Origin of the sequence: Halorussus halophilus (genome assembly GCF_008831545.1) — an archaeon.
Lineage (GTDB): Archaea > Halobacteriota > Halobacteria > Halobacteriales > Haladaptataceae > Halorussus > Halorussus halophilus.
This window is the reverse complement of sequence record NZ_CP044523.1, coordinates 249,808-270,224: the sequence shown is the minus strand read 5'-3', so window position 1 is coordinate 270,224 and position 20,417 is coordinate 249,808. Positions and strand designations below refer to the sequence as shown.

Sequence of the window (20,417 nt, the reverse complement as noted above, 5' to 3'; positions counted from 1 at the left end):
AGCGGCAGGACACGTGGTGCCAATGACGACGGTCACGGCGCGACCCACAGCAACAAACGTAAGATATGACTTCGGACGACAATTGTGGCTACTCCGTCGAACGACGGGAACTCGAATCGGACGCCGACGGACGCGAGACCGTTCTCCGGAAGATGTACCACGTCATCGCCGACAAGGACAGGGAGTTCGAGGAGAAAGTCGAGCGACTGCTCGAGCTCGGCCGCGAGACACTCGACACCGAGTACGGCGCACTGTCGTACGTAGACGGCGACAACTACATCTTCGAAATCGTCCACGACCCTGAGGGCCAAACCCAACCGGGCGACGTCGTTCCGTTAGGGGAGACGAACTGCGAGCGAGCTATCGACACCGAACAGACGCTGGTCCTCTCTGACATCGAAGCCGAGGCGCCAGAGTTGACCGACCGCACCGGATTCACCGACCAAGGCATCGAGTGCTACATCGGAACGCCTGTCGTAGTCGAGGGAGAGACGTACGGGACGTTCTGCTTCTACGACCGCACTGCTCGCACTGAGTCGTTTTCGGAGTGGGAAGTGACCCTCGTCGAACTGATGGGTAAGTGGGTCAGTTACGAGCAGGAGCGCAAAAATCAGGCCGACGAGTTAGCCCGTCAGCGCGAGGTTCTCGAAGACTTCGCCAAGGTCGTCGCCCACGACCTGCGCAATCCGCTCAACATCGCCGCCGTACAGTTGGAACTCGCACGTGGGCAGTTGGAAGACGACGACGTAACGAAGAACTTAGAGGAAGTAAGCACCGCATTGAGCCGAATGGAACAGATAATCGGCGACGTACTGACGCTGGCCAATATCGGTCAGCAAGACATCGACCGGACGCGACTCCACCTCAAGACGGTCGCTGACAGTGCGTGGGATACCGTCGAGAGCGACGACGCATCGCTGAAGGTCGGTGAGAATCTACGGCCGATAGTTGGCGACCACGGACTCCTCCAGCAACTCTTCGAGAACCTCTTCCGGAACTCCTTCGACTACGCAGGGACCACTCCGACGGTCCGAATCGGAATGCTCGACAGTGGGTTCTACGTCGAAGACGACGGCCCCGGAATTCCGAAAGACGAACGCGAGAGCGTGTTCGAAGGCGGGTATTCTATCGGGGAAGGAAGTACCGGCTTCGGCCTCAGTATCGTTGAAGAGATTGCGGGCGCTCACGGGTGGGATGTGAAGATTGTGGACGGGAATGAGGGTGGTGCGCGGTTCGAAGTCGAGGGTGTGCAGGTGGCGTGATTAGGGTTTTCGGGAGAAGGTGCGCCGACCGGGAGTTGAACCCGGGCTATGAGCTTGGGAAGCTCATGTCCTACCACTAGACCACCGGCGCACTGCGTTCGCTTTGCTCACTTGTGCCCCGAGGCTCGCAAATCCACCGGATTTGCTCACCACCGGCGCTTCGTTCTTCGACGCAGGTACTCTGCGTTCGAAATCACGTGAGAAATCTCACGCGGGCCATGCACCGACGCATGGTCATCCACTCACTGCTTCCACTCGGCGACACTTCAACGTAGCGTTTGACCGTTCGTCCAGAAATCAGCGCCAACAGGACGATTTTAGTCACTACCGACCCAACGGCGGAGTATGGTAGACCTGCGACTCTCGGAATCGGAACTCGACGCCCGCCGCGAACACGTCGTTCAATTCATCCAAGACACCGCCGAGGCCGCGGGGACCGACCGAGCGATCCTCGGTCTCTCGGGCGGCATCGACAGCACGCTCACTGCCTATCTCACGGCAGAAGCACTCGGAGCAGAGCACCTCCACGGGCTGGTTATGCCCGGCGCGGTGAGCAGGAACGACAACATGAGCGATGCCGAGTGGGTCGCTCAAGAACTCGAAATCCCCTACGACGTGTTCGAGATAAATCCCATCGTAGACCGCTTTTTGGATGCCTACAGCGAGGCCGAGGACGACAAGACCGCCGTGGGGAACGTCCGTGCGCGTTCGCGGGCCGTGCTGAACTATCTCGTCGCCAATCACGAGGACGCGATGGTCGTCGGCACCGGCAACCGGAGCGAGGCGCTGGTCGGCTACTTCACGAAGTACGGCGACGGCGCGGTCGATTGCCACCCACTCGGCAACCTCTACAAACAGCAAGTGCGACAGCTCGCGGCTCACGTCGGTGTCCCGAAAGAACTCGTCGAGAAAGAACCCACTGCAGGTCTGTGGGCAGGTCAGACCGACGAGGAGGAGTTGGGACTGGACTACGACACCCTCGACTCCATTCTCGCGCTCCACGTCGATGGCCCGCTCTCGGTGGCCGCGACTGCCCGCGAAGTCGAGGGCGTCACCGAAGCGCAGGTCGAGCAGGTCAGGAAGATGTACGAGCGCAGCGCCCACAAGCGGTCGGTGCCGCCCGCACCAGAACCGTTGCACTGAACGGGTAGTTTCTCACTCGCCCTTCCCGCGCTGTTCCGCAATCGCGTCGGCGTGGCGCTCGACGAGTCGTCCGAACGTGGTCGCCTCTGCTGTTTCTTGTTCTCCCGACGCGGCGTCGTCACGCATCCGCGTCTTGAGCGCTCGGAGCGTTTCGGCGTCGTTGCCGGCTATTTCGTCTGCCACGAGTCGAGGCTCGTCCACGACGCGAGAGACGAGTCCCATGCGGAGTGCTTCGTCGGCACCTATCGTCCGGCCCGAGAGCGCGAGGTCCAAGGCTTCGCCCTCGCCGACTATGCGTGGCAACCTGACAGTGCCACCCCACGCGCCGAACAGGCCGAGGCTGACCCCGGGTTCCGCGAAGGTGGCTCCCGCGGTCGCTATCCGCAAATCACAGGCCAACGCCAGTTCGACGCCGCCACCCCGTGCTGCACCGTCGATTCCGGCAACGACGACCGAGTCAGTGGCTTCGACGGCGTTTGCGACTCGCTGGCCGTGTTCGGCGAAAGATTCGGCTTCGTGCTGGTCGAGGTCCGCGACCACGTCCAAGTCCGCTCCGGCACAGAACGCGGGGCCGTCGCCGCGGAGGTAGACGACAGGTTGGTCGGCGTCGGTGACGGCCCATTCGAGGGCGTCGAGTCCGTCCGGCGTGAGCGCGTTGCGCCGCTCGGGGCGCGCGAGCGTGACGACGCGTACGCCTGCTTCGTCGGCAATTTCTATCACACCCGGACCTCGGAGGCGGGTTTCCAAAGGTCTTTGGCGGTGCCGTCATAAGCTTCGACTGATGGAACCGGCCGTCCGGGCACGAGACGCGGGGAGAGAGGCTGTGCAGGATATCACACCGAAACCCCTGCGCGACCGAATCCACGCGCTGTTGGACGACTCGGCGATGGTCCCCGCCGTGTTGACGCTGTCGTCTGCGGACGCTGCCGACGGTGAGACCGCTGGCCAGCCGAGTCAGTCGTACACCGTCGAGGGCGTTGCCGAGCGAGCGGCCGGAGTGCAACTCATCTACGAGGGGCTTCGACTCACACGGACGCTCGCGGGCGACACTCCATGGGAGAAAGAATCGCCCCACACCGACGCGAACATCGACGTACTCGCGGCGGACGTCATGGTCGCTCGTGGCTTCTACCTTCTCGCTCGCACGGACGCCGCAGACAAGGCAGTCGAGACTGTCCAGTCGTTCGGCAAGGACCAGACTGACCGCCAGCAGGGCCGCGACGGCACCGAGAACGGTCTGGAGGGCGACGTGTTCGAGTTGGCTGTCGTCGCAGGCACGGCCGTCGTCGGCCGCACGCCGCCGACGGCACTGCTGGCGTACGTCTCCGCGTTAGCCGCCGACACTGATGCCGACGACAGCGACCCACCGGAGGCCGTTCCGGACGCCGTCGAGAAAGCGATGACCGGTCGGTCGCCGGACCACGTTCTCGGCGGCGAACCGCGACCCTCGGCCACCGACCCGTGACCGAAATCGAAACCCCTAAAGAGGAAACGGGACAACGAAGCATTGCACACAGCAGGTGCGAACTGCACTGTGCCTGGGTAGCTTAGCGGTAAAGCGCGTCCTTGGTAAGGACGAGAGCCCGGGTTCAAATCCCGGCCTAGGCTTGTTCTGTTCTGAACTACGCTTCGATAGCTCTTGGTTTGGCGACATCTAGTGGGTCGGTATCGTTCCACCCCTGTCGGTAGTCCGTCCTAATAAATATACAGGTCGATCCAACGATATGTAACACAAATGGTATCGTTCCGTTCTATACGCTCATCCAAACCGGTACGAAACCCGCGAAACGGTACGGAACGAACTGAGACGAACCTGTTACATTCCGGGTAATAAAGAGCCCTGGTGTCGTAGCGAGAAGTACGACTCTCACCATGTCCGCCGACACTACTATCCTGGTTGTCGATGATAATCGCCCGCTCGCCGAAGGATTCGCCAAGATGCTCTCCGCAGAGTACGAGGTTCTGACCGCCTACAACGGTGAGGAGGCGATCAGTCTTCTCGACGAGACCATCGACGTGGTCCTCCTCGACCGGCGACTGCCAGGTATCTCCGGCGACGACGTGTTAGAAGACATCCGGCGGCGGGGACTCGACTGTCGGGTCGCGTTCGTCTCCGCGGCCGACCCCTCCCCGAACCTCGACTGCGACATGTACGTCACGAAGCCGATTTGGGGTTCGGACACGCTCCACGAAACCGTCGATAGTCTCCTCGAAAGTGAGGAGAGCAGTGCGACCAGTCGGAATGGCAACGGCGGCAGTCGGCCACCCGCCTGAGCGGACGGTCCTCCCGAGGTCCAGCGCGTACGGAATCTTCCCGGGGTTCGGTGCGCCGAATCTTTTTGTCCCCTGGTGCGGTAGAGGTTGACATGCGATTGGTTATCGTCGGTGCGGGCCGGGTCGGCCGTCGCACCGCCCAGATTCTACAGGAAGAAGGTCACGACGTGACGGTGGTCGAGAACGACCCCGACAAGGCCGACCTCGCCCGTTCGATGGGATTCATGGTCATCGAAGGCGACGGTGCGAGCGAAGATATCTTAGAACAGACGGACCTCGAAACCGTCGATGCCATCGCTGGCGTCACCGGCGACCTCAACGTCAACTACGCGGCCTGCATGATTGGCAAGCACTACGGCTGTCGGACGGTGCTGCGAATCGACGAGGACTACCGCGAAGACATCTATCACAAGTTCGCCGACGACGTAGACGAGGTCGTCTACCCCGAGCGACTCGGCGCGGCGGGCGCGAAGACTGCGCTGCTGGGCGGCGACTTCAACGTCATCGCCGACCTCACCGAGGGTCTGCAACTGACGACGTTGACCATCCCCGAGCGCGCTCCCATCGTCGGCCAGCGCGTCTCCGGAATCGAACTGCCGGAGGACGCGAGAATCTACGCCCACGGCCACTCCCGGGACAGACTGACGATTCCACTGCCGGGGACCGAAATCGACGCGGGCGACCGACTCGCCGTCATCGTAGACCAAGGCGCACTGCCGGAGGTCAAAGAGCGACTGTTGGGCGAGGCCACAGAAGCGAACATCTAGCTGGACGACGCGTCACTTCGGACAAATAATCGCCCGGATAAAACGTCTATCCGGGAAAAGCGGAGGGCAGAACATGCACAGCGCGGGGTCGAAAACGGGGCCGAGACGAGAACTTTCGTGGGAGGGTTGGTGACACGGTGGTGGGAGGCCAGCCCACCGCCAGGGCCTCCGGCTCCGTCGGCGTACCCGTCGAGAGTCTGCTGCACGCATTGCGCCCGAACCGTCGGACGCATTCCTTTCTAAGGCGAACTCGGACTTTGTTATGGGCCGTTTGCGGGGGTAGTAGGCACTCACTGTAACTGGTAGTAATCGGCAACAGAGCGGCCAGTCGGAGCCTACAGTAGGGGAAGAAGCCTGAAACGGTTGTGCGGGACGACGTCCCGCTAACCAGCGGTTCGGAAAGGGGGAGAGAGGGTGTGGTGGTGTGCCGGGCGCGGGTCCGGAAGGATGGGGGAAGAGAGGCCGTAATGCGCGCCCAGTCGGGGGACTCGGCGGGATTGACTTAAAACTACGTCAGACGCTCGGCAGACGCAGGGGCGGTCGTCCGATGCCGACTGCCTGCGCACCCAGATTCATAGGGCCGGAGCGACGAATTACTCGCATGCAAGGCACAGGCGTCCCGTTGGTCACGCCCTTCGAGAGCGACGGCGAACTCGACGAGCAGCGCCTCCGCGAACTCGTCGGCTGGGTCGAATCACACGGCGTCGATTTCGTGGTCCCCTGCGGGTCCAACAGCGAGGCCGAACTGATGAGCGTCGAGGAGCGCGCTCGCGTCACGGAAATCGTCGCCGAGGAGTCCGACGTACCGACGATTGCGGGAACGGGTCATCCGGGGCTCCGCGAGACGCTCAAGCAGACGGAGTTGGCGGCCGAGTCGGGTGCTGACGCCGCACTCGTCGTGACGCCCTTCTATTACAGCTACGACGACGACTCGCTGGAAACGTACTACCGCAAAGTAGCCGACGAGAGTCCGATTCCAGTCTACCTCTACAGTGTGCCTGCCTACACGGACGTGAAACTGGCTCCCGAATCGGTGGGGCGACTGGCGAGCCACGAGAACGTCGCGGGCATGAAGGATTCGACCGGGGACTTGGAGACACTCCAGCGCGAGCGCGCCCTGACGGCAGACGAGGAGTTCGACCTGCTGGTTGGCAGTGGCAGCGTCTACGCGCACGGACTCGACTCGGGTGCGGACGGCGGCGTGCTGGCACTGGCGAACGTCGCGCCAGCGCGCGCCAGCGAAATCTTCCAACTGCACCGTGGGGGAAAAGACGAGCAAGCGCGGCAACTGAACGCCCGACTGGTCGAGTTGAACTACGCGGTCACGGCGGGGTTCGGAGTGCCGGGGTTGAAAGCGGCGATGCGCGAGCGCGGCGCGCCTGCTGGGTACGCCCGGAAACCGCATCGTGAGGTCAGCGAAGCGGTTCGTGAGGAGTTGGAAGGGTTAGTAGAGACTGCACGACTGTAGGTTTCAGCGTTTCAGTTCGGGGTTTCAATTTCGGATTTTCGCGGCTAGACGGCGCGCGCCGGTCGCGGGCTCGTACCGCGACCGAATCCGTGCGAGGGATGAGTAACGCAACTCGGAAGACGCGATCCGAAGTGTCCTCCTGAGCGTAGCGAAGGAAGGCTCGTCGGAGCTTGCTCCGACGGTGGTCGCGTCTCCCGGAATTGAGTAACGCAGTCGGTTGGGGAGGCGTGTGGCCGTCGCGGAGCGGTGCTGAGCGGTCTTTGCACGGCGTTGTCTCGGGAGTAGCTAGCTTCGACTCGTTTGAGGTAGCAGTAGTTCCTGAAACCGGGCGAAGGAACGTCTCACGGAGTAGAGAGACAGCGTCCCACCACAAAACCACCCCTTCCTAGCCGCCTTCGACAGTTTTGAGATACCACGAAAACATCTCCGAAACAGTGTCACTGCTCTCCGCGCTCTCGACGGCGATTCTCCCAGTTCTCTCCGTGGCGGCGGTCGGCTTTCTGCTCGGTCGGACCCGCGAAATCGACGTGGACCCGCTCGGAACCATCACTATCTACGTCCTCACGCCCGCGCTGGTCTTCTACAGTCTCGCTACCTCGTCGCTGTCCGGCGCGCTCGCGGCGAAGATACTTGGCGGCGTCGCCCTGTTCACGGCGGCGATGGTCGGTCTCGCAGAAGGCGCAGGCCGACTGCTCGGCGAGACCGAACCCGTGCAAGGTGCGCTCGTCCTCTCCTCGTCGTTCCCGAACGCGGGCAACTACGGCATCCCGCTGTCGGCGTTCGCGTTCGGCGCAGTCGGCCGCTCGACGGCCGTCCTCTACATCGCCGGGCAGTCCGTGCTGATGTACACCGTGGGCGTCTATTTAGCCTCCCGCGGCGAGGAGAGCGACGTTCTCGGCTCCGTCTCGGAGGTGTTTCGCCTGCCGCTGGTGTACGCCGTCGTAGCCGCCGGACTCGCCCGCTGGTTCGGTGTCGTCCCGCCGACCGACACCGCGGCGATGGAGACGCTGAAACTCGTCGGCGACTCGGCAATTCCCGTGATGCTCCTCATCTTGGGCATCCAGTTAGCAAACACCCGCCACGGCGCGTCCATCTCGCGCGTCGGCGTTTCGAACGGCCTGAAACTCGTCGTCGCGCCGCTGGTCGGCGCGGCCGTCGCCGTCGGTCTCGGAATGGCGACCAACGACGCAACCGTCGCGCGGGTGTTCGTACTCGAATGTGGGATGCCCGCCGCTATTACGCCGCTCATCCTCGCTATCGAGTACGACGAGGGCGGCGACGGGTTGACCGCCCCGGAGTACATCAGCACCGCCATCTTCGCGAGTACGCTCGCCAGCGTCGTCACACTGACCGCGCTGATCGCGATTCTGCGGGCCGGACTGCTGGTCTGAGACCTGTAGACGTACCACTCCACTTCTCCGCCGTCCGGAGGTTTATCAACGGTCACGCCATAGTGCAAGTGAATGGGTTCGACCGCCCCGCCTGACGATGGTCCGTCGCCCGAGCGACTCAAATCGGTCTTCAGGGTGTACGAGACCCGTAGCGACGGCCGACGACTTGTGTACTACGGCGAACCACTCGTCCCCCAAGAACGGCTCATGCAGACCGTCTGGCCGTTGTTCCGGGAACACGGCTACGAAGTGAACCTAGCGACCGAAACCGGCGAGTACGTCCTCGTCGCCGAACCCGCCGAGACGGGCGTAAACGGCTTCCCGTTGACGAACGTCGTCCTGTTCCTGCTCACGATTCTCTCGACGATGTACGCCGGGACGGCGTGGTATCACATCCAACTCGCGGAGAATCCGCTGGCCGTCCTCGAAGCGTGGCCGTTCACCGCGGCCGTGGTCGGCGTCCTGCTCACCCACGAGTTGGGCCACTACGTGATGACTCGGTACCACGGCGTCGAAGCCTCGTTACCGTACTTCATCCCGATGCCGACGCTCATCGGGACGATGGGCGCAGTCATCCGCATGAAAGGTCAGATGCCCGACCGCGAGGCACTGTTCGACATCGGCGTCGCTGGACCGTTGGCGGGACTCGTAGCGACTATCGTCGTGACCGCCATCGGCCTGACGATGGACCCGATTTCGGTGCCGGAACGCGTCGTCAACAGTCCCAACACCATCCAAGTGGAGTTCGGCTACCCACCCCTGTTACACCTCATCGCCATGGCAGTCGGCGAACCAGTGAGCTACAGCGAGGGCTTGGCAGTCAACCCGGTCGTCATCGGTGGCTGGGTCGGGATGTTCATCACCCTCCTGAACCTCATCCCGGTCGGCCAACTCGACGGCGGCCACATCGTCCGCGCAATGCTCGGCGAAGACCAAGAGCGCATCGCGGCACTCGTCCCCGTCGCGCTGTTCGGTCTCGCCGCGTACGTCTTCTACGTCGAACACGTCAGCAACGCCTCGGTGCTGTGGGTGTTCTGGGGTCTACTCGCGACGTGGGTCGCCTACGTCGGCCCGGCGAACCCCATCGACGAAGAGGGGTTAGACACCCGCCGGAAGTTGGTCGGACTGCTGACCTTCGTCCTCGGGGCGCTGTGCTTCACGCCGGTTCCCATCGAGATAATCGCGTGAGAGAAGTGGTTGGGTGTCTCGCCCAACTCAGAGTTCTGCTTCGACTTCGTCCAGCCGTTTCCGTAGCTCCTCGATTCGCTCGCTGGCCACTGCCTCGCTCCGGAGTTCCTGCAACGCGCGCAGGCGATTCCGAATCGACCCGAAGCTAGCGTCTATTTCGTCCTGCACCGACTGGTAGCCCATCTGGTTGCAGAGGAAGTGAACGGCTACCCAGAAGCCGAGTCGTCGGTCGGTCTCCGGGAAGGCGTCGGCGGGCGCGGGGCGCTCGTGGGAGTCGAAGTTCCGGTAGTAGACCACCGCCATCTCTGTCGCCAGCGTCTGCATGCGCTTCATGAACTCGAACTGGTCGTCTGGCCACGACTCCCAACTGAGACCCGTTCGTCGCCACTCTCGGACGAGACCATCCTCCACAAATTCGTCCCAGCGGTCGCGTTCGCGCTCGACGACTGCGTCGTGGTCGCCGAACAGCACGAGATGTATCTCTCCGTGGTCTTTCCTCGGGTCGGCCGCGTACCGCGAGAATCGAAGCCCGGTACAGCCGTCGATGCTGGTCAGTCGTTCGTACTTCGGGACGACGTACTCTCGGATGAACCGTTCGTCAGCCTCGTGACTGTCGGTTTCGAACACGACGACGCGTCGTTCGACCATGCAGAACGAGGCACGCGCCGTGCTAATCAGCGTTCGGCGAATCGTAGTTCTCTAAGAAATCTTAGGATTCGTCGTCTGCGTCGAGGTCGGGTGGAGACGGCGCGTCGTCGCCCAGATTCTGCTGGAGAATCTCCTCGGGGTCCATCTCGACCAGTTCCTCGGGGTCTACGTCGGCGGCTTCCCGCGGGTCTGCCTCGGCGACTTCGGCTGGACTCATTTCCGAAGACGACTCCGAACCGTCGGCTTCGCCAGACGTACTCGAGTTCTCTTCGTCCGCGAGCGAGTCGGAGTCCGACTCGCTCGCCTCTTCTCGCTCCGGTTCGACTACCGCCGCAAGTTCTTCCTCGATAGCGCGAAGTCGTCCTTGCAATAGCTGCACCTTCTCCAGCGCGTTCTCGGCACCGCCGAGTTCCACGAGCGTCCGCAGTTGGTTCTCTATCGACCGATAGCTCCCGTCGAGTTCTCCGTGGGAACCGTAGCCAGCTTGGTTGTAGAGGAAGTGCGAGACGAGCCAGAAGCCCAGCGGTCGCTCGTCGTCGTGGAACTGGTCGGCAGGTGCAGGTCGCTCGTCGGCGTCGAACTCACGGAAGTACGAACAGGCCATCTCCGAGGCGAGCGTCTGGAAGCGGCGCGTGAGTCGGGCTTGCTCCTCGGGCCACTGTTCCCACTCGGGTCTGAAGACCGACCACTCTTCGACGAGGTCGTCGGCGACGAACTCATTCCAGCGGTCGCGCTCCGTCTCGACGACCGACTCGTGGTCGCCGAATATCGTGAGGTGAACGCCGCCGCGGTCGGCGTGGCGGTCAGTGGTAGCGCGCGAGAAGGCGATGCCCTCACAGTCTTCGATGCCGGTCAGTCGGTCGAACTCCGGGACGACGTACTCCCTGACGAGTCGTTCGTCGGCGTCGAAGCCGTCGGTCGAAAACACCACGATGCGTCCGGAAACCATAGCGTGTGGGCGACGCCCTCGCTAATCAGTGTTTGGTAGTTAACGAGTCCCGTCGCGCGTAACGACTCATTTTCCGGGGCCGTGGTACGATTTCTGAGGACGTAGCAGAACTCACTCTCCGTGGGTGTATCCACGGTCCGGGAGTAGGTCGTCGTCCATTCGAACGTCCGCCTCGGTCACAGTTCCCACCACAGAAATCGGCGTCGGCGAGGCTTCGCGGGCGGCTTCGAGGTCGTCTTCGGCGAGCGTGAAGACGAGTTCGAAGTCCTCGCCGAAGAAGAGCGCGCGTTCTCGAATCCGCTCTTCGGGGTCGTCTGCGGACACCGCCAGCACCGCGTCGTCCACCGGAATCGCCGACCACTCGACCGAAAAACCACAGTCGCTTGCCTCCGCGAGTTGGTGGAGCGAGCGCGCGAGGCCGTCGCTCGAATCCATCATCGCGGTGGCGTCGTCGGCGAGCGCACGTCCATCGGCGACTCGTGGCTCGAACCGGAACAGGTCGTTCGCGCGCTCGCAGTCGCCGCGGTCGAACAGTTCGAGCGCCGCCGCGCTTCGACCGAGCGTGCCCGTCACGCAGACGAGTTCGCCGGGCGTCGCACCCGAGCGAAGTACGGGGTCGTCGGTTCGACCGAGGGCAGTCGTGGCAGCGGTGAACTCTCGGCTTTGGTCTAAGTCGCCGCCGACGTACTCGGCTTCGACGGCTTCGCACACGTCGGTCGCACCCGAGACGAACGCTTCCAGTTCCTCGCGGTCGAAGTCGGGACTTGCGTACACCGCGACGGCTGCCGACGCGCTCGCTCCCATCGCGGCTACGTCGGAAAGCGAGGCACCGACTGCTCGCCAGCCAGCAGTGTAGCGGGTCGTTCCCGCGGGGAAGTCCGTCGTCTCGTGGAGCATGTCGGTCGTCAGGACTTGCCCATCGACCACCGCCGCGTCGTCGCCCGCGCTCGCCACGTCCTCGGCGAGGAGTGCGAGTGCCGCCCGCTCGTTCATAGTCGTACTTTTCGGTCGGAAGACAAAACCCTCCCGTCTCGAATCGGTCGTGTCAGTCTGCCATCGGTCGCGTCGGCCCGCTATCGGTCGCTTCAACCTGCTATCTGCTTCGGTGGCTTCAAGCCCCGACCCGCCGTCCGTCGAATCGATGGACGTAGACTTCGGCGACGCCCGCTCGATAGTGGTCGGGTTCGGCGTCGGTGCCCTCGTCTTGTTGGGACTGTACTCACTCGTCGGTCTCGACGAGGTAGCGGCGGCACTCTCGCAGGCCGACATCACACTCGTCGCGGCCGTCTGCGGCGTCGCCGTGGGCTGGTTGTTCGCGTGGAGTCTCGCGCTCCGGACTGTCCTCGGTGTCATCGCCGTTCCCGTCTCGGTGCTACGGTCGTTCTTGCTGTTCGCGGGCGCGACGTTCGCCAACAACGTCACGCCCTTCGGGCAGGCGGGCGGCGAACCGTTCAGCGCGCTGTTGGTCTCTCGCACGACCGAAACGGAGTACGAGAACGGACTGGCCGCCGTCGCCAGCGTCGATACGCTCAACTTCGTCCCCTCCGTCTCGTTCGCGCTGTTGGGCATCGGCTACTACGCCACGACGTTCACAGTCGGCGACCGCGTCGAGTTGGCGGCCATCTCGTTGGCCGCGCTGGCTATCGCGGTTCCGGTGGCGGCCTACTTCGGGTGGCGATACCGCGATTCCGTCGCCGAGGTGGCAGTCGGCCTCATCGTGCCGGTCGGGACGCGACTCGCACGCGTCGTCCCGTTTCTCGACGCACCCGACGAGTCCAGCCTCCGCGACCGAGTCGAGGGGTTCTTCTCCGCGCTGGAGCGGGTCGCTGGCGACCGCCACCAGTTGGCCTTGGCGCTCGCATTCTCCGCGATTGGCTGGTTCTTACTGTCGGTCTCGCTGTGGCTCTCGCTACTCGCGCTCGGCCACGCCGTCCCCTTCGCGGCCGCGCTGTTCGTCGTCCCGCTGGCGAGCGTCGCCGGAGTGACGCCGCTTCCGGGCGGACTCGGCGGCGTCGAAGCCGTACTTGTCGTCCTAATCGTCCCCGTGACGGGCGTGGACGCCGCGACGGCAGGTGCGGCGGCAGTCATCCACCGCGGGGCGACGTACTGGCTTCCCGTGCTACTCGGCGGGAGCGCTACCGCGATGTTGGAAGCCGACAACGCTTCGAAAGCCACGAAATCGGACTGATGGACGAGAGCAATTCCCAAGCCAGAGACGGGATTGTAACGATGGCTTTAAACGCCGCGGAACGGAAATCGTGGGTATGACGACGCTCTACGACGTTCCCGCGGACGACCTCATCGAAGCGGTCGCCGCGAAGCTAGAGGACCGACTCGAACAACCAGACTGGGCCCAGTTCGCCAAGACCGGTTCCCAGCGCGAACTCCCACCGGAGCAGGAGAACTTCTGGGCGATTCGCGGTGCCAGCCTCCTGCGCAAAGTCGCCGACAACGGCCCCATCGGCGTCGAGCGACTCGCCACCGAGTACGGCGGCAAGAAGGGCGGCACGAACCGCTACGTCGTCGCGCCGGAACACCGTAAGGACGGCAGTCGAAACGTCATCCGCACTATCCTCCAGCAACTCGAAGACGAGGACCTCATCGAAATCGGCGAAGGCGAAGGCCGCCGCGTGACCGCCGAGGGTCGCAGCCTCCTCGACGATACCGCGGGCGAGGTTATGGAAGACCTCGACCGTCCGGAACTCGAACGCTACGCGTAAGTACGCGCTCGACGCGATTCGACCAGTACGACTTCGTTCGACACAGAACGAACTGATTCGACGCGGGCGGTGTTTTTCGTCCGTCGTTCACAGCGTTCGTAGCGACGGGTAGGTTCTTCCTTACCATCCATCGTTTATTCTCCTGAGTTTCGTTCAATTTGCCACTGTTCAGCCGCTTATCCTGCGGATAGTAAAGCGGTGTAACTGCCTATCGGCGAGTGAGTATGACCAACGACAACGAGCGATTTGACCGGCGAGCGTTTCTCGCCGCGACTGCGAGCGCGAGCGTCCTGCTCGCCGGGTGTTCCGGCGATGATGGCGCGGACTCGACGACGACCGGAGGAACGTCGGGGACGACGGTGGGGAGCATCGGGACCACGCGCGGAACGACGAGCACTCGGAAGACCACTAGTACAGATGGAGCGACGACAGAGGCGACCCAGACGACGAACGCGGAGACAGCGACGAGTTCGACCGAGACCCAAACGACGGCAGGGACCGAAACGACGACCGACGCAGGAACGACGACCGAGACCCAGACGACCAGCCAACCGACCACGACCACGACGACCAGTGGAAAACGCCGCAAGCCGCAGTTCAGCTTCACTGCGAATCACGCGTCGGCGTCGGGACTCGGCCGCCAACCGTATCTCGGCGACCCGCCCAGTCAGACCGGCAAGGTCGTCGTGATGTATCAGGACATGTCCTGTTCGGTGTGTAGAGACTTCGAGTTCGGTGCGTTCCAGAAACTCCGCTCGAAGCGCATCGTCTCCGGCGACGTGACCTTCGTCGTCCGGGACTACCCCCACGTAGACAACTGGACGTATCCGGCGACCACCGGCCTCGAATCGACGTACGATCGGAACCCGGAGATGTACTGGCCGCTCCGGCATCACGTCTACGAAGAGCAGTCGTCGTTCACGATGGAGAACGTCTACGACCGAATCGAATCGCTGCTGCGAGCGAATACGAGTGTGAACCCCGACGCCGTGGTCGAGGACATGGCGGAGGGCGCGTACAAGCCGACTCTCCAAGCCGACCTGAAAAACCGCAAGCAAGCGAGCGTCAGCGGAACACCAACCTTCTTCCTGTTCGACGGGGCCACGCTCGTAGACCGCCTCGAAGGAAACGTCGAGTACGAGGCGTTCGGCTCGCTGTTCTGAGCACGGCGCGACTGTTCTGTTGCCGCCGTTTCCTCCGTAATCGTTTTTGGTCCTGCGCGTCAAACGACCCAGTAAGGATGTCCGACAGCCCCGACGACGAACGACTCGAAGAACTTCGCAAGCAGAAGATGCAGGAGATGCAGGAGCAAGGCGAACAGCAAGAGGCCCAAGAGGCCGCCCAACAGCAAGCCGACGCCCAGAAGCAGGCGATGCTTCGTCAGTACCTCACCGACGGCGCGCGCAAGCGACTCAACTCGGTGCGCATGAGCAAGCCGGACTTCGCCGAGAAGGTCGAACAGCAAGTCCTCGCCGTCGCCCAGAGTGGCCGCGTCAACGGCAAGATAGACGAAGAGAAGATGAAGGAACTCCTCCGCGAACTGAAGCCCGATTCGAAGAGCTTCAACATCCGCCGTCGCTGAGATGGAACTGGGACTCCTCTACAGCGGCGGGAAAGACTCGACGCTGGCCGCCCTCCTGCTCGACGACTTCTACGAAGTCACGCTCGTCACCGCTAGCTTCGGGGTCACCGACGCGTGGGAGTACGCCCGCGAGACGGCGGAGAAGACGGGATTCGACTTCGAGACCGTCGAGTTGGAGACCGCGGTCGCCGAGGAAGCCGTCGCCGAAATGGTCGAAGACGGCTACCCGCGAAACGGGATCCAACACGTCCACCAGCACGCCCTAGAGATGGTCGCAGAGATGGACTTCGACGCGATTGCGGACGGCACGCGCCGGGACGACCGGGTACCCTCCATCTCTCGGGCGCAGGCCCAGAGTCTGGAGGACCGCCACGACGTCGATTACATCGTCCCGCTCTCGGGATTCGGCCGCGGCGCGGTCGATAGAGTCGTCGAACAGACGCTCTCGGTCACTACGGGGCCGAGCGAAGAGATACCGAAGGCCGACTACGAAGACGAGCTCCGGGCGATTCTGCGCCGCGAACACGGCGAAGAGGCAGTCGCGGACGTGTTCCCGGACCACACGCAGACGTACGTGACAGGATTGAATTAATCCACAGACACTTTTACCGGACCACTCCTCTATCGGCGCATGCGTCGCGTCGTCGTCCTGTTCGCGGGTCTACTCGTGCTTTCGGGCTGTACGGCCCCGATGGCCGGTCCGACTACGGAGAACTCCACGCTCCAAACACGGACGCCGGACGAAGGGCCGGACTCGCTGCCGACGAACGAGAGCCGTATCTACGACCGAGTAGCGACGCTGTTAGACAGCAACGTCTCACAGCCCTCGTTGCAGACGACGAGCGCCAGTGGAAACCAAGTCAGTTATCTCGGCGGGCGGGCCGGACCGTTCCATCGGTTGCTCCTCGACGCCGACGACTCGAAGGAGGGTGCGCCCGCGGCCTACTACGGGCAGGGCGCACACCGAGTCACGGTCATCCTCCACGACGGCGTGCCAGCAGGCGCGCAGAATCTCCCGGAGTTAGAAGCCATCCTCGCCCACGAGTACGCCCACGCGGTGACGCTCACCAGCGAGCGCTACCGAGATGCGATGGACTTACGAGGTGGAACGACAGACTCCGCGGCGGTCTCCCGAGCGATGGTCGAAGGGAGCGCGGTGTACGTCGCCGACACCTACGGCGAACGCTACCTCACAGGGCCGGGACAAATAGAGGAGATGCGAGGTGACTATCGCGCTGGCTCCGCGCTCGGTCGGTACGTCCGCGGGCCGTATCTGTTCGGTGGCAGGTACTTCGAGAAGCGACTCGACTCCCCCGCGAATCTGACCGCAGTCTACCGCAACCCGCCGGAGACGACCGAACAGCTGATACACAACTACGGCCCAGAGAATGAACCTCCGGCGACCCTGCGCGTCTCGGTACGGGAGACCGAAACCGTAAGCGCAGGCCAGACTGACACGACCGGCGAACTGTTCGTCCGCGACGTACTCGGCGGAGACCTCTCCGAATCGCGGGCCGCGACTGCCGCCGAAGGCTGGGGCAACGACCGCATGGTCACGCTCTGGAACCACGGCGCGAACGAATCCGACCAGCGCAACTTCGTCTGGGCACTCCGGTGGGACGACCAACAGAACGCGACCGAGTTCCAACGAGCGTTCGCAGACTACATGGACGCCCGCAGCGAGCGCATCGGCGAGAACCGCTGGCAGACAGACGGCGAGCAGTTCGGACTCCAGCGAGTCAGCAACGAGACGGTTGTCGTGGTAATCGGGAGCGAGCGAATCGTCGAGCAGACGCGAGTTTCGGGGAGCGAGGGCAACGTCTCGGTTAGAGTCGCGACTGCGTGAGAACCCTCCAAAACGCTCGGTGGCACTTCCACCGGAAACAGCAGGTGAACCCAACCACCGGAAACGCCCGGCCGACCAAACGACGGGTGGGAATGAAAGGGGCCGAGTGGTGGACGAAGCCCGGAGCCTCAAGCACCGCAGGCGAAGCCGAGGCGCGCAGAGTGTTCCGCGCGAGTCCACCACTCGGGGGCTTTCGAAGTGATCGTATCCGATGTGTCGTCTGCAACTTCTAGCGGGTGTGCAGGAGCTTTCGAAGCAGTGCTATCCAAAATGACATCCGAACCCGACGAATCAAATAATCCAGACAGTACCCAAAGCCCGAACGGAAGCTTTCAAGCGCGCGCTCGCCCAAACTGGCCACATGTACGACCGCATCAAGGGCTTTCGAGACTTCTACCCAGCCGAGATGGGCTCTCGGCGAGAGATGTTCGATACTCTCGAAGACACCGCTCGGCGCTACGGCTTTCGAGAAATCGGCACGCCAGCACTGGAGCGCGTAGACCTGTGGACAGACAAGAGCGGCGCAGAAATCGTAGACGAACTGTACGCCTTCGAGGACCAAGGCGGCCGCCACGTCACACTGACGCCCGAGTTGACACCGACCGTCGCCCGGATGGTCGTCGCCAAGCAACAGGAACTCAGCAAGCCCATCAAGTGGTTCTCGACGCGGCCGTTCTGGCGCTACGAGGAACCACAGAGCGGCCGTCGCCGCGAGTTCTACCAGACGAACGTGGACATCTTCGGCTCTTCCGAACCGGAAGCAGACGCCGAACTGCTCGCGTGTGCGGCCTCCTCGCTGACGAACCTCGGACTGACGAGCGACGACTTCGAGTTCCGCGTGAGTCACCGCGACATTCTGGGTGGACTACTCGAAGCGTTCGACGCCGACGTAGACACGGAAGCCGCGATTCGCGCCGTGGACAAGAACCAGAAGATAGAACAAGCGGAGTTCTACGGTCTGCTGACCGACGCCGGACTCTCCCACGAGCAGGCAGAGACCTTCGATGGACTCCTCGACACCGCCGAAGAGAACTTGGACGAACTCGTGACGTTCGCCGAAACCGAGCGGGTCGAGCAGTCTGTCGAGAATCTCACGGCCGTCTTGGAAGCCGCCACAGACTTCGGCGTCCGCGAGTACTGCACGCTCTCGTTGGACACCGCTCGCGGACTGGACTACTACACCGGTATCGTCTTCGAGTGCTTCGACGCGACGGGCGACGTGAGTCGTTCGATCTTCGGCGGCGGTCGCTACGACGACCTCATCGAAGACTACGGCGGCCAACCGACGCCAGCAGTCGGCTACGCAGTCGGTGACGCCACGCTGACGCTCCTCTGCAAGCGCGCTGGCGTCTGGCCAGAAGAAGCACTCTCGACGGACTACTACGTCCTGCAAATCGGCGACACGCGCGACGTGGCGGCCGAGATAACGCGCGAGCTTCGAGAACGCGACTTCGTCGTGGAGACCGACGTGTCCGGTCGAAGCTTCGGCGGCCAACTCGACTATGCGGACTCTATCAACGCCGAGACGGTCGTCATCGTCGGCGAGCAGGACCTCGCAGACGGCAACGTAACGGTCAAGGACATGGACTCCGGCGACCAGACGCAAGTGCCGGTAGACGACTTCCCGCCGGAAGACGAGCAGCGGCCGACCTACGAAGACTTCGAGTAGTCGCACGCCGCCCGCAGTTTAACCTTTTTGACAACCGCTCTCAAACGCGCTGGCATGCAGGAGAGTTCGGTACAGATCGAACACGGGACGTTGGTCGCGGTCCTCGCAGTTCTGTCGTTCGGTCTGACGGCGCTGGCGGCGGTTCTGGGATTCGGGAGCCTCGTCCCGATTATCTTCGTAATCGGTATGTTCATCCTCGTTCCGCTGGTCGCAATTCTCGGCGACTCGCTCCCGATGGTCGAAGAAGAGTACGCAAGCAAGGGAACGGCGGTCGAACAGCAGTCGGCCAACACGACCCAAGACGACCCCCTCGAAGAGTTACGGTCTCGCTACGCCCGCGGCGAGTTGAGTGAGGACGAGTTCGAGCGGCGTCTGGAGCGACTGCTCGAAACTGAGGGCATGGAAGTGCCCGAGAGCAATCGAGAACGAAGCTACGAAGAGTTCGAGACGTAACGAAGGGCAAGCAGACGGTACGAGCGAGACATTCACTCAGCGAAGGCCTCGATTCGTCGAACGGACGCAAACCCGCGAGACGAGGGCAACGCGAAACGGGGTACCGTACACCCGCGGACCGTTTCGCGTTCGTCGGTCAGGTCACGGTCGGTGTTGGTCCCCTCTTCTCGGATAAACTCTCGCTCGGTCGTTTGCCCGGCGTTAAATACTATCACCGTCAATCACCGAACAATGCGAGCGTTCCGGATCGCGTACGACGGCCGCCCGTTCCATGGCTTCCAGCGCCAGCCAGACGTGCCGACCGTAGAGGGGCGGATTTTTTCGGCACTGCAGAACTTGGGCGTCGCCGACGAGAAGCCAACGGGCTACGCCGCGGCGGGGCGGACGGACGCGGGTGTTTCCGCAGTCGGACAAACTGTCGCGTTCGAGTGCCCCGACTGGCTGACTCCGGCCGCGTTCAACAGCGAGCTACCGGGGTCCATTCGAGCGTGGGCGAGCGCTGACGCCCCGGACCACTTCCACGCGACCCATCACGCAGAGTACCGGGAGTACGTCTATCACTGCTACGCGCCGGACGCGGACCTCGAACGAGCGCGGGCCGCACTCGACGTACTCCGCGGCGAGAACGACTTCCACAATCTCACTACGGACGAGCAAAACACTATTCGAGAACTCCGCGGCGAGGTTCGGCGTGAGGACGGCTACCTCGTCTTCCGTCTCCGAGCGGGCGGGTTCGTCCGTGGGATGGTCCGACGAATCGTCTCGCTCGTGCAGGCAGTTGCAACCGGCGACTCGGACGTGGCGAAAGTCGAGCGCGTGCTGGGACCAGAGCCAATCGACGGCCCGGAAGGCATCGCCGCTGCGCCTGCGTATCCGTTGGTGCTGGCAGACGTGGCGTATTCGGAACTGGACTTCTCGGTAGACGAGCGAGCGGCAGCGAGCGCGCGGGCCGTCTTCGAGCTGTTGCGAGCAGAGCGAGCGACCCGCGGGCGGGTCGCTAGTGAAGTAGAACGGCGAATAGAATAGCCAGATGACAAGGTTTTCGACCTCCACGTGA

At 63.1% G+C, this 20,417-nt stretch carries 21 protein-coding genes and 2 tRNA genes; 18 read left to right on the top strand and 5 right to left on the bottom strand.

Features of this window, described 5'->3' with window-relative positions; translation table 11 throughout:
* Positions 1 to 65: 65 nt before the first annotated feature.
* Positions 66 to 1,262 (top strand): GAF domain-containing sensor histidine kinase, encoded by a 1,197-nt coding sequence (locus F7R90_RS01300; RefSeq protein ID WP_158055480.1) that lies wholly within the window; start codon positions 66 to 68, stop codon positions 1,260 to 1,262.
* Between the two features lie 20 nt (positions 1,263 to 1,282).
* Here the strand turns inward: F7R90_RS01300 and F7R90_RS01295 are convergent.
* A tRNA-Gly gene (locus F7R90_RS01295) sits at positions 1,283 to 1,353 on the bottom strand.
* A gap of 254 nt (positions 1,354 to 1,607) precedes the next feature.
* Between F7R90_RS01295 and F7R90_RS01290 the strand changes: the two genes are divergently transcribed.
* A complete protein-coding gene (locus tag F7R90_RS01290) occupies positions 1,608 to 2,405 on the top strand; it encodes an NAD+ synthase (RefSeq protein WP_158055479.1) in 798 nt (265 codons plus the stop codon).
* A 12-nt stretch (positions 2,406 to 2,417) separates the two neighbouring features.
* On the opposite strand, the gene F7R90_RS01285 is transcribed toward F7R90_RS01290, so the two are convergent.
* The gene (locus F7R90_RS01285; RefSeq protein ID WP_158055478.1) at positions 2,418 to 3,125 is read right to left on the bottom strand and encodes an enoyl-CoA hydratase/isomerase family protein; all 708 of its coding nucleotides are present in this window, start codon (positions 3,123 to 3,125) and stop codon (positions 2,418 to 2,420) included.
* Positions 3,126 to 3,186: 61 nt separating this feature from the next.
* Between F7R90_RS01285 and F7R90_RS01280 the strand changes: the two genes are divergently transcribed.
* From F7R90_RS01280 to F7R90_RS01250, 7 genes are all read left to right on the top strand, one after another.
* Positions 3,187 to 3,870, top strand: a complete 684-nt coding sequence (locus F7R90_RS01280; protein ID WP_158055477.1) for a DUF7114 family protein — start codon at positions 3,187 to 3,189, stop codon at positions 3,868 to 3,870.
* 71 nt (positions 3,871 to 3,941) lie between these two features.
* Positions 3,942 to 4,013: transfer RNA gene (locus F7R90_RS01275), tRNA-Thr, on the top strand.
* A 264-nt stretch (positions 4,014 to 4,277) separates the two neighbouring features.
* A complete protein-coding gene (locus tag F7R90_RS01270; protein ID WP_158055476.1) occupies positions 4,278 to 4,679 on the top strand; it encodes a response regulator transcription factor in 402 nt (133 codons plus the stop codon).
* 92 nt (positions 4,680 to 4,771) lie between these two features.
* Complete coding sequence (locus F7R90_RS01265; protein ID WP_158055475.1) at positions 4,772 to 5,446, top strand: potassium channel family protein; 675 nt, start codon at positions 4,772 to 4,774, stop codon at positions 5,444 to 5,446.
* Positions 5,447 to 6,047: 601 nt separating this feature from the next.
* Positions 6,048 to 6,914: a dihydrodipicolinate synthase family protein gene (locus tag F7R90_RS01260; RefSeq protein WP_158055474.1), complete on the top strand. Its 867-nt coding sequence runs from the start codon at positions 6,048 to 6,050 to the stop codon at positions 6,912 to 6,914.
* A gap of 434 nt (positions 6,915 to 7,348) precedes the next feature.
* Positions 7,349 to 8,305, top strand: coding sequence for an AEC family transporter (locus tag F7R90_RS01255; protein ID WP_158055473.1), 957 nt, complete (start codon positions 7,349 to 7,351; stop codon positions 8,303 to 8,305).
* 72 nt (positions 8,306 to 8,377) lie between these two features.
* Positions 8,378 to 9,493, top strand: coding sequence for a site-2 protease family protein (locus F7R90_RS01250; RefSeq protein ID WP_158055472.1), 1,116 nt, complete (start codon positions 8,378 to 8,380; stop codon positions 9,491 to 9,493).
* A 27-nt stretch (positions 9,494 to 9,520) separates the two neighbouring features.
* On the opposite strand, the gene F7R90_RS01245 is transcribed toward F7R90_RS01250, so the two are convergent.
* From F7R90_RS01245 to thiL, 3 genes are all read right to left on the bottom strand, one after another.
* Positions 9,521 to 10,141 (bottom strand): hypothetical protein, encoded by a 621-nt coding sequence (locus F7R90_RS01245; protein WP_158055471.1) that lies wholly within the window; start codon positions 10,139 to 10,141, stop codon positions 9,521 to 9,523.
* 61 nt (positions 10,142 to 10,202) lie between these two features.
* Positions 10,203 to 11,090: a hypothetical protein gene (locus F7R90_RS01240; protein WP_158055470.1), complete on the bottom strand. Its 888-nt coding sequence runs from the start codon at positions 11,088 to 11,090 to the stop codon at positions 10,203 to 10,205.
* A gap of 111 nt (positions 11,091 to 11,201) precedes the next feature.
* Positions 11,202 to 12,083: a thiamine-phosphate kinase gene (gene thiL, locus F7R90_RS01235; RefSeq protein WP_158055469.1), complete on the bottom strand. Its 882-nt coding sequence runs from the start codon at positions 12,081 to 12,083 to the stop codon at positions 11,202 to 11,204.
* A 148-nt stretch (positions 12,084 to 12,231) separates the two neighbouring features.
* Between thiL and F7R90_RS01230 the strand changes: the two genes are divergently transcribed.
* The 9 genes from F7R90_RS01230 (at position 12,232) to truA (ending at position 20,386) form a co-directional block, all read left to right on the top strand.
* Positions 12,232 to 13,278 (top strand): lysylphosphatidylglycerol synthase transmembrane domain-containing protein, encoded by a 1,047-nt coding sequence (locus F7R90_RS01230; RefSeq protein WP_158055468.1) that lies wholly within the window; start codon positions 12,232 to 12,234, stop codon positions 13,276 to 13,278.
* Positions 13,279 to 13,354: 76 nt separating this feature from the next.
* Complete coding sequence (locus F7R90_RS01225; protein ID WP_158055467.1) at positions 13,355 to 13,810, top strand: 30S ribosomal protein S19e; 456 nt, start codon at positions 13,355 to 13,357, stop codon at positions 13,808 to 13,810.
* A gap of 224 nt (positions 13,811 to 14,034) precedes the next feature.
* On the top strand, positions 14,035 to 14,973 hold the full coding sequence (locus tag F7R90_RS01220) for a DsbA family protein (protein ID WP_158055466.1): 939 nt from the start codon (positions 14,035 to 14,037) through the stop codon (positions 14,971 to 14,973).
* Between the two features lie 77 nt (positions 14,974 to 15,050).
* A complete protein-coding gene (locus F7R90_RS01215) occupies positions 15,051 to 15,392 on the top strand; it encodes a DNA-binding protein (protein WP_158055465.1) in 342 nt (113 codons plus the stop codon).
* Between the two features lies 1 nt (position 15,393).
* Positions 15,394 to 15,984 (top strand): DUF7411 family protein, encoded by a 591-nt coding sequence (locus F7R90_RS01210; protein WP_158055464.1) that lies wholly within the window; start codon positions 15,394 to 15,396, stop codon positions 15,982 to 15,984.
* Positions 15,985 to 16,023: 39 nt separating this feature from the next.
* The gene (locus F7R90_RS01205) at positions 16,024 to 17,238 is read left to right on the top strand and encodes a hypothetical protein (protein WP_158055463.1); all 1,215 of its coding nucleotides are present in this window, start codon (positions 16,024 to 16,026) and stop codon (positions 17,236 to 17,238) included.
* Positions 17,239 to 17,599: 361 nt separating this feature from the next.
* Positions 17,600 to 18,907, top strand: a complete 1,308-nt coding sequence (gene hisS / locus F7R90_RS01200) for a histidine--tRNA ligase (protein WP_158055462.1) — start codon at positions 17,600 to 17,602, stop codon at positions 18,905 to 18,907.
* 54 nt (positions 18,908 to 18,961) lie between these two features.
* Complete coding sequence (locus F7R90_RS01195) at positions 18,962 to 19,360, top strand: SHOCT domain-containing protein (RefSeq protein WP_158055461.1); 399 nt, start codon at positions 18,962 to 18,964, stop codon at positions 19,358 to 19,360.
* 231 nt (positions 19,361 to 19,591) lie between these two features.
* Complete coding sequence (gene truA / locus F7R90_RS01190; RefSeq protein ID WP_158055460.1) at positions 19,592 to 20,386, top strand: tRNA pseudouridine(38-40) synthase TruA; 795 nt, start codon at positions 19,592 to 19,594, stop codon at positions 20,384 to 20,386.
* The last annotated feature ends 31 nt before the right edge of the window (positions 20,387 to 20,417 follow it).

Excerpts from the sequence above, each read along its gene's own strand:
- F7R90_RS01300 (WP_158055480.1), top strand. The coding sequence starts at position 66 with ATGACTTCGGACGACAATTGTGGCTACTCCGTCGAACGACGGGAACTC.
- F7R90_RS01290 (WP_158055479.1), top strand. The coding sequence starts at position 1,608 with ATGGTAGACCTGCGACTCTCGGAATCGGAACTCGACGCCCGCCGCGAA.
- F7R90_RS01280 (WP_158055477.1), top strand. The coding sequence starts at position 3,187 with ATGGAACCGGCCGTCCGGGCACGAGACGCGGGGAGAGAGGCTGTGCAG.
- F7R90_RS01270 (WP_158055476.1), top strand. The coding sequence starts at position 4,278 with ATGTCCGCCGACACTACTATCCTGGTTGTCGATGATAATCGCCCGCTC.
- F7R90_RS01265 (WP_158055475.1), top strand. The coding sequence starts at position 4,772 with ATGCGATTGGTTATCGTCGGTGCGGGCCGGGTCGGCCGTCGCACCGCC.
- F7R90_RS01260 (WP_158055474.1), top strand. The coding sequence starts at position 6,048 with ATGCAAGGCACAGGCGTCCCGTTGGTCACGCCCTTCGAGAGCGACGGC.
- F7R90_RS01250 (WP_158055472.1), top strand. The coding sequence starts at position 8,378 with ATGGGTTCGACCGCCCCGCCTGACGATGGTCCGTCGCCCGAGCGACTC.
- F7R90_RS01245 (WP_158055471.1), bottom strand. The coding sequence starts at position 10,141 with ATGGTCGAACGACGCGTCGTCGTGTTCGAAACCGACAGTCACGAGGCT.
- F7R90_RS01240 (WP_158055470.1), bottom strand. The coding sequence starts at position 11,090 with ATGGTTTCCGGACGCATCGTGGTGTTTTCGACCGACGGCTTCGACGCC.
- thiL (WP_158055469.1), bottom strand. The coding sequence starts at position 12,083 with ATGAACGAGCGGGCGGCACTCGCACTCCTCGCCGAGGACGTGGCGAGC.
- F7R90_RS01230 (WP_158055468.1), top strand. The coding sequence starts at position 12,232 with ATGGACGTAGACTTCGGCGACGCCCGCTCGATAGTGGTCGGGTTCGGC.
- F7R90_RS01225 (WP_158055467.1), top strand. The coding sequence starts at position 13,355 with ATGACGACGCTCTACGACGTTCCCGCGGACGACCTCATCGAAGCGGTC.
- F7R90_RS01220 (WP_158055466.1), top strand. The coding sequence starts at position 14,035 with ATGACCAACGACAACGAGCGATTTGACCGGCGAGCGTTTCTCGCCGCG.
- F7R90_RS01215 (WP_158055465.1), top strand. The coding sequence starts at position 15,051 with ATGTCCGACAGCCCCGACGACGAACGACTCGAAGAACTTCGCAAGCAG.
- F7R90_RS01210 (WP_158055464.1), top strand. The coding sequence starts at position 15,394 with ATGGAACTGGGACTCCTCTACAGCGGCGGGAAAGACTCGACGCTGGCC.
- F7R90_RS01205 (WP_158055463.1), top strand. The coding sequence starts at position 16,024 with ATGCGTCGCGTCGTCGTCCTGTTCGCGGGTCTACTCGTGCTTTCGGGC.
- hisS (WP_158055462.1), top strand. The coding sequence starts at position 17,600 with ATGTACGACCGCATCAAGGGCTTTCGAGACTTCTACCCAGCCGAGATG.
- F7R90_RS01195 (WP_158055461.1), top strand. The coding sequence starts at position 18,962 with ATGCAGGAGAGTTCGGTACAGATCGAACACGGGACGTTGGTCGCGGTC.
- truA (WP_158055460.1), top strand. The coding sequence starts at position 19,592 with ATGCGAGCGTTCCGGATCGCGTACGACGGCCGCCCGTTCCATGGCTTC.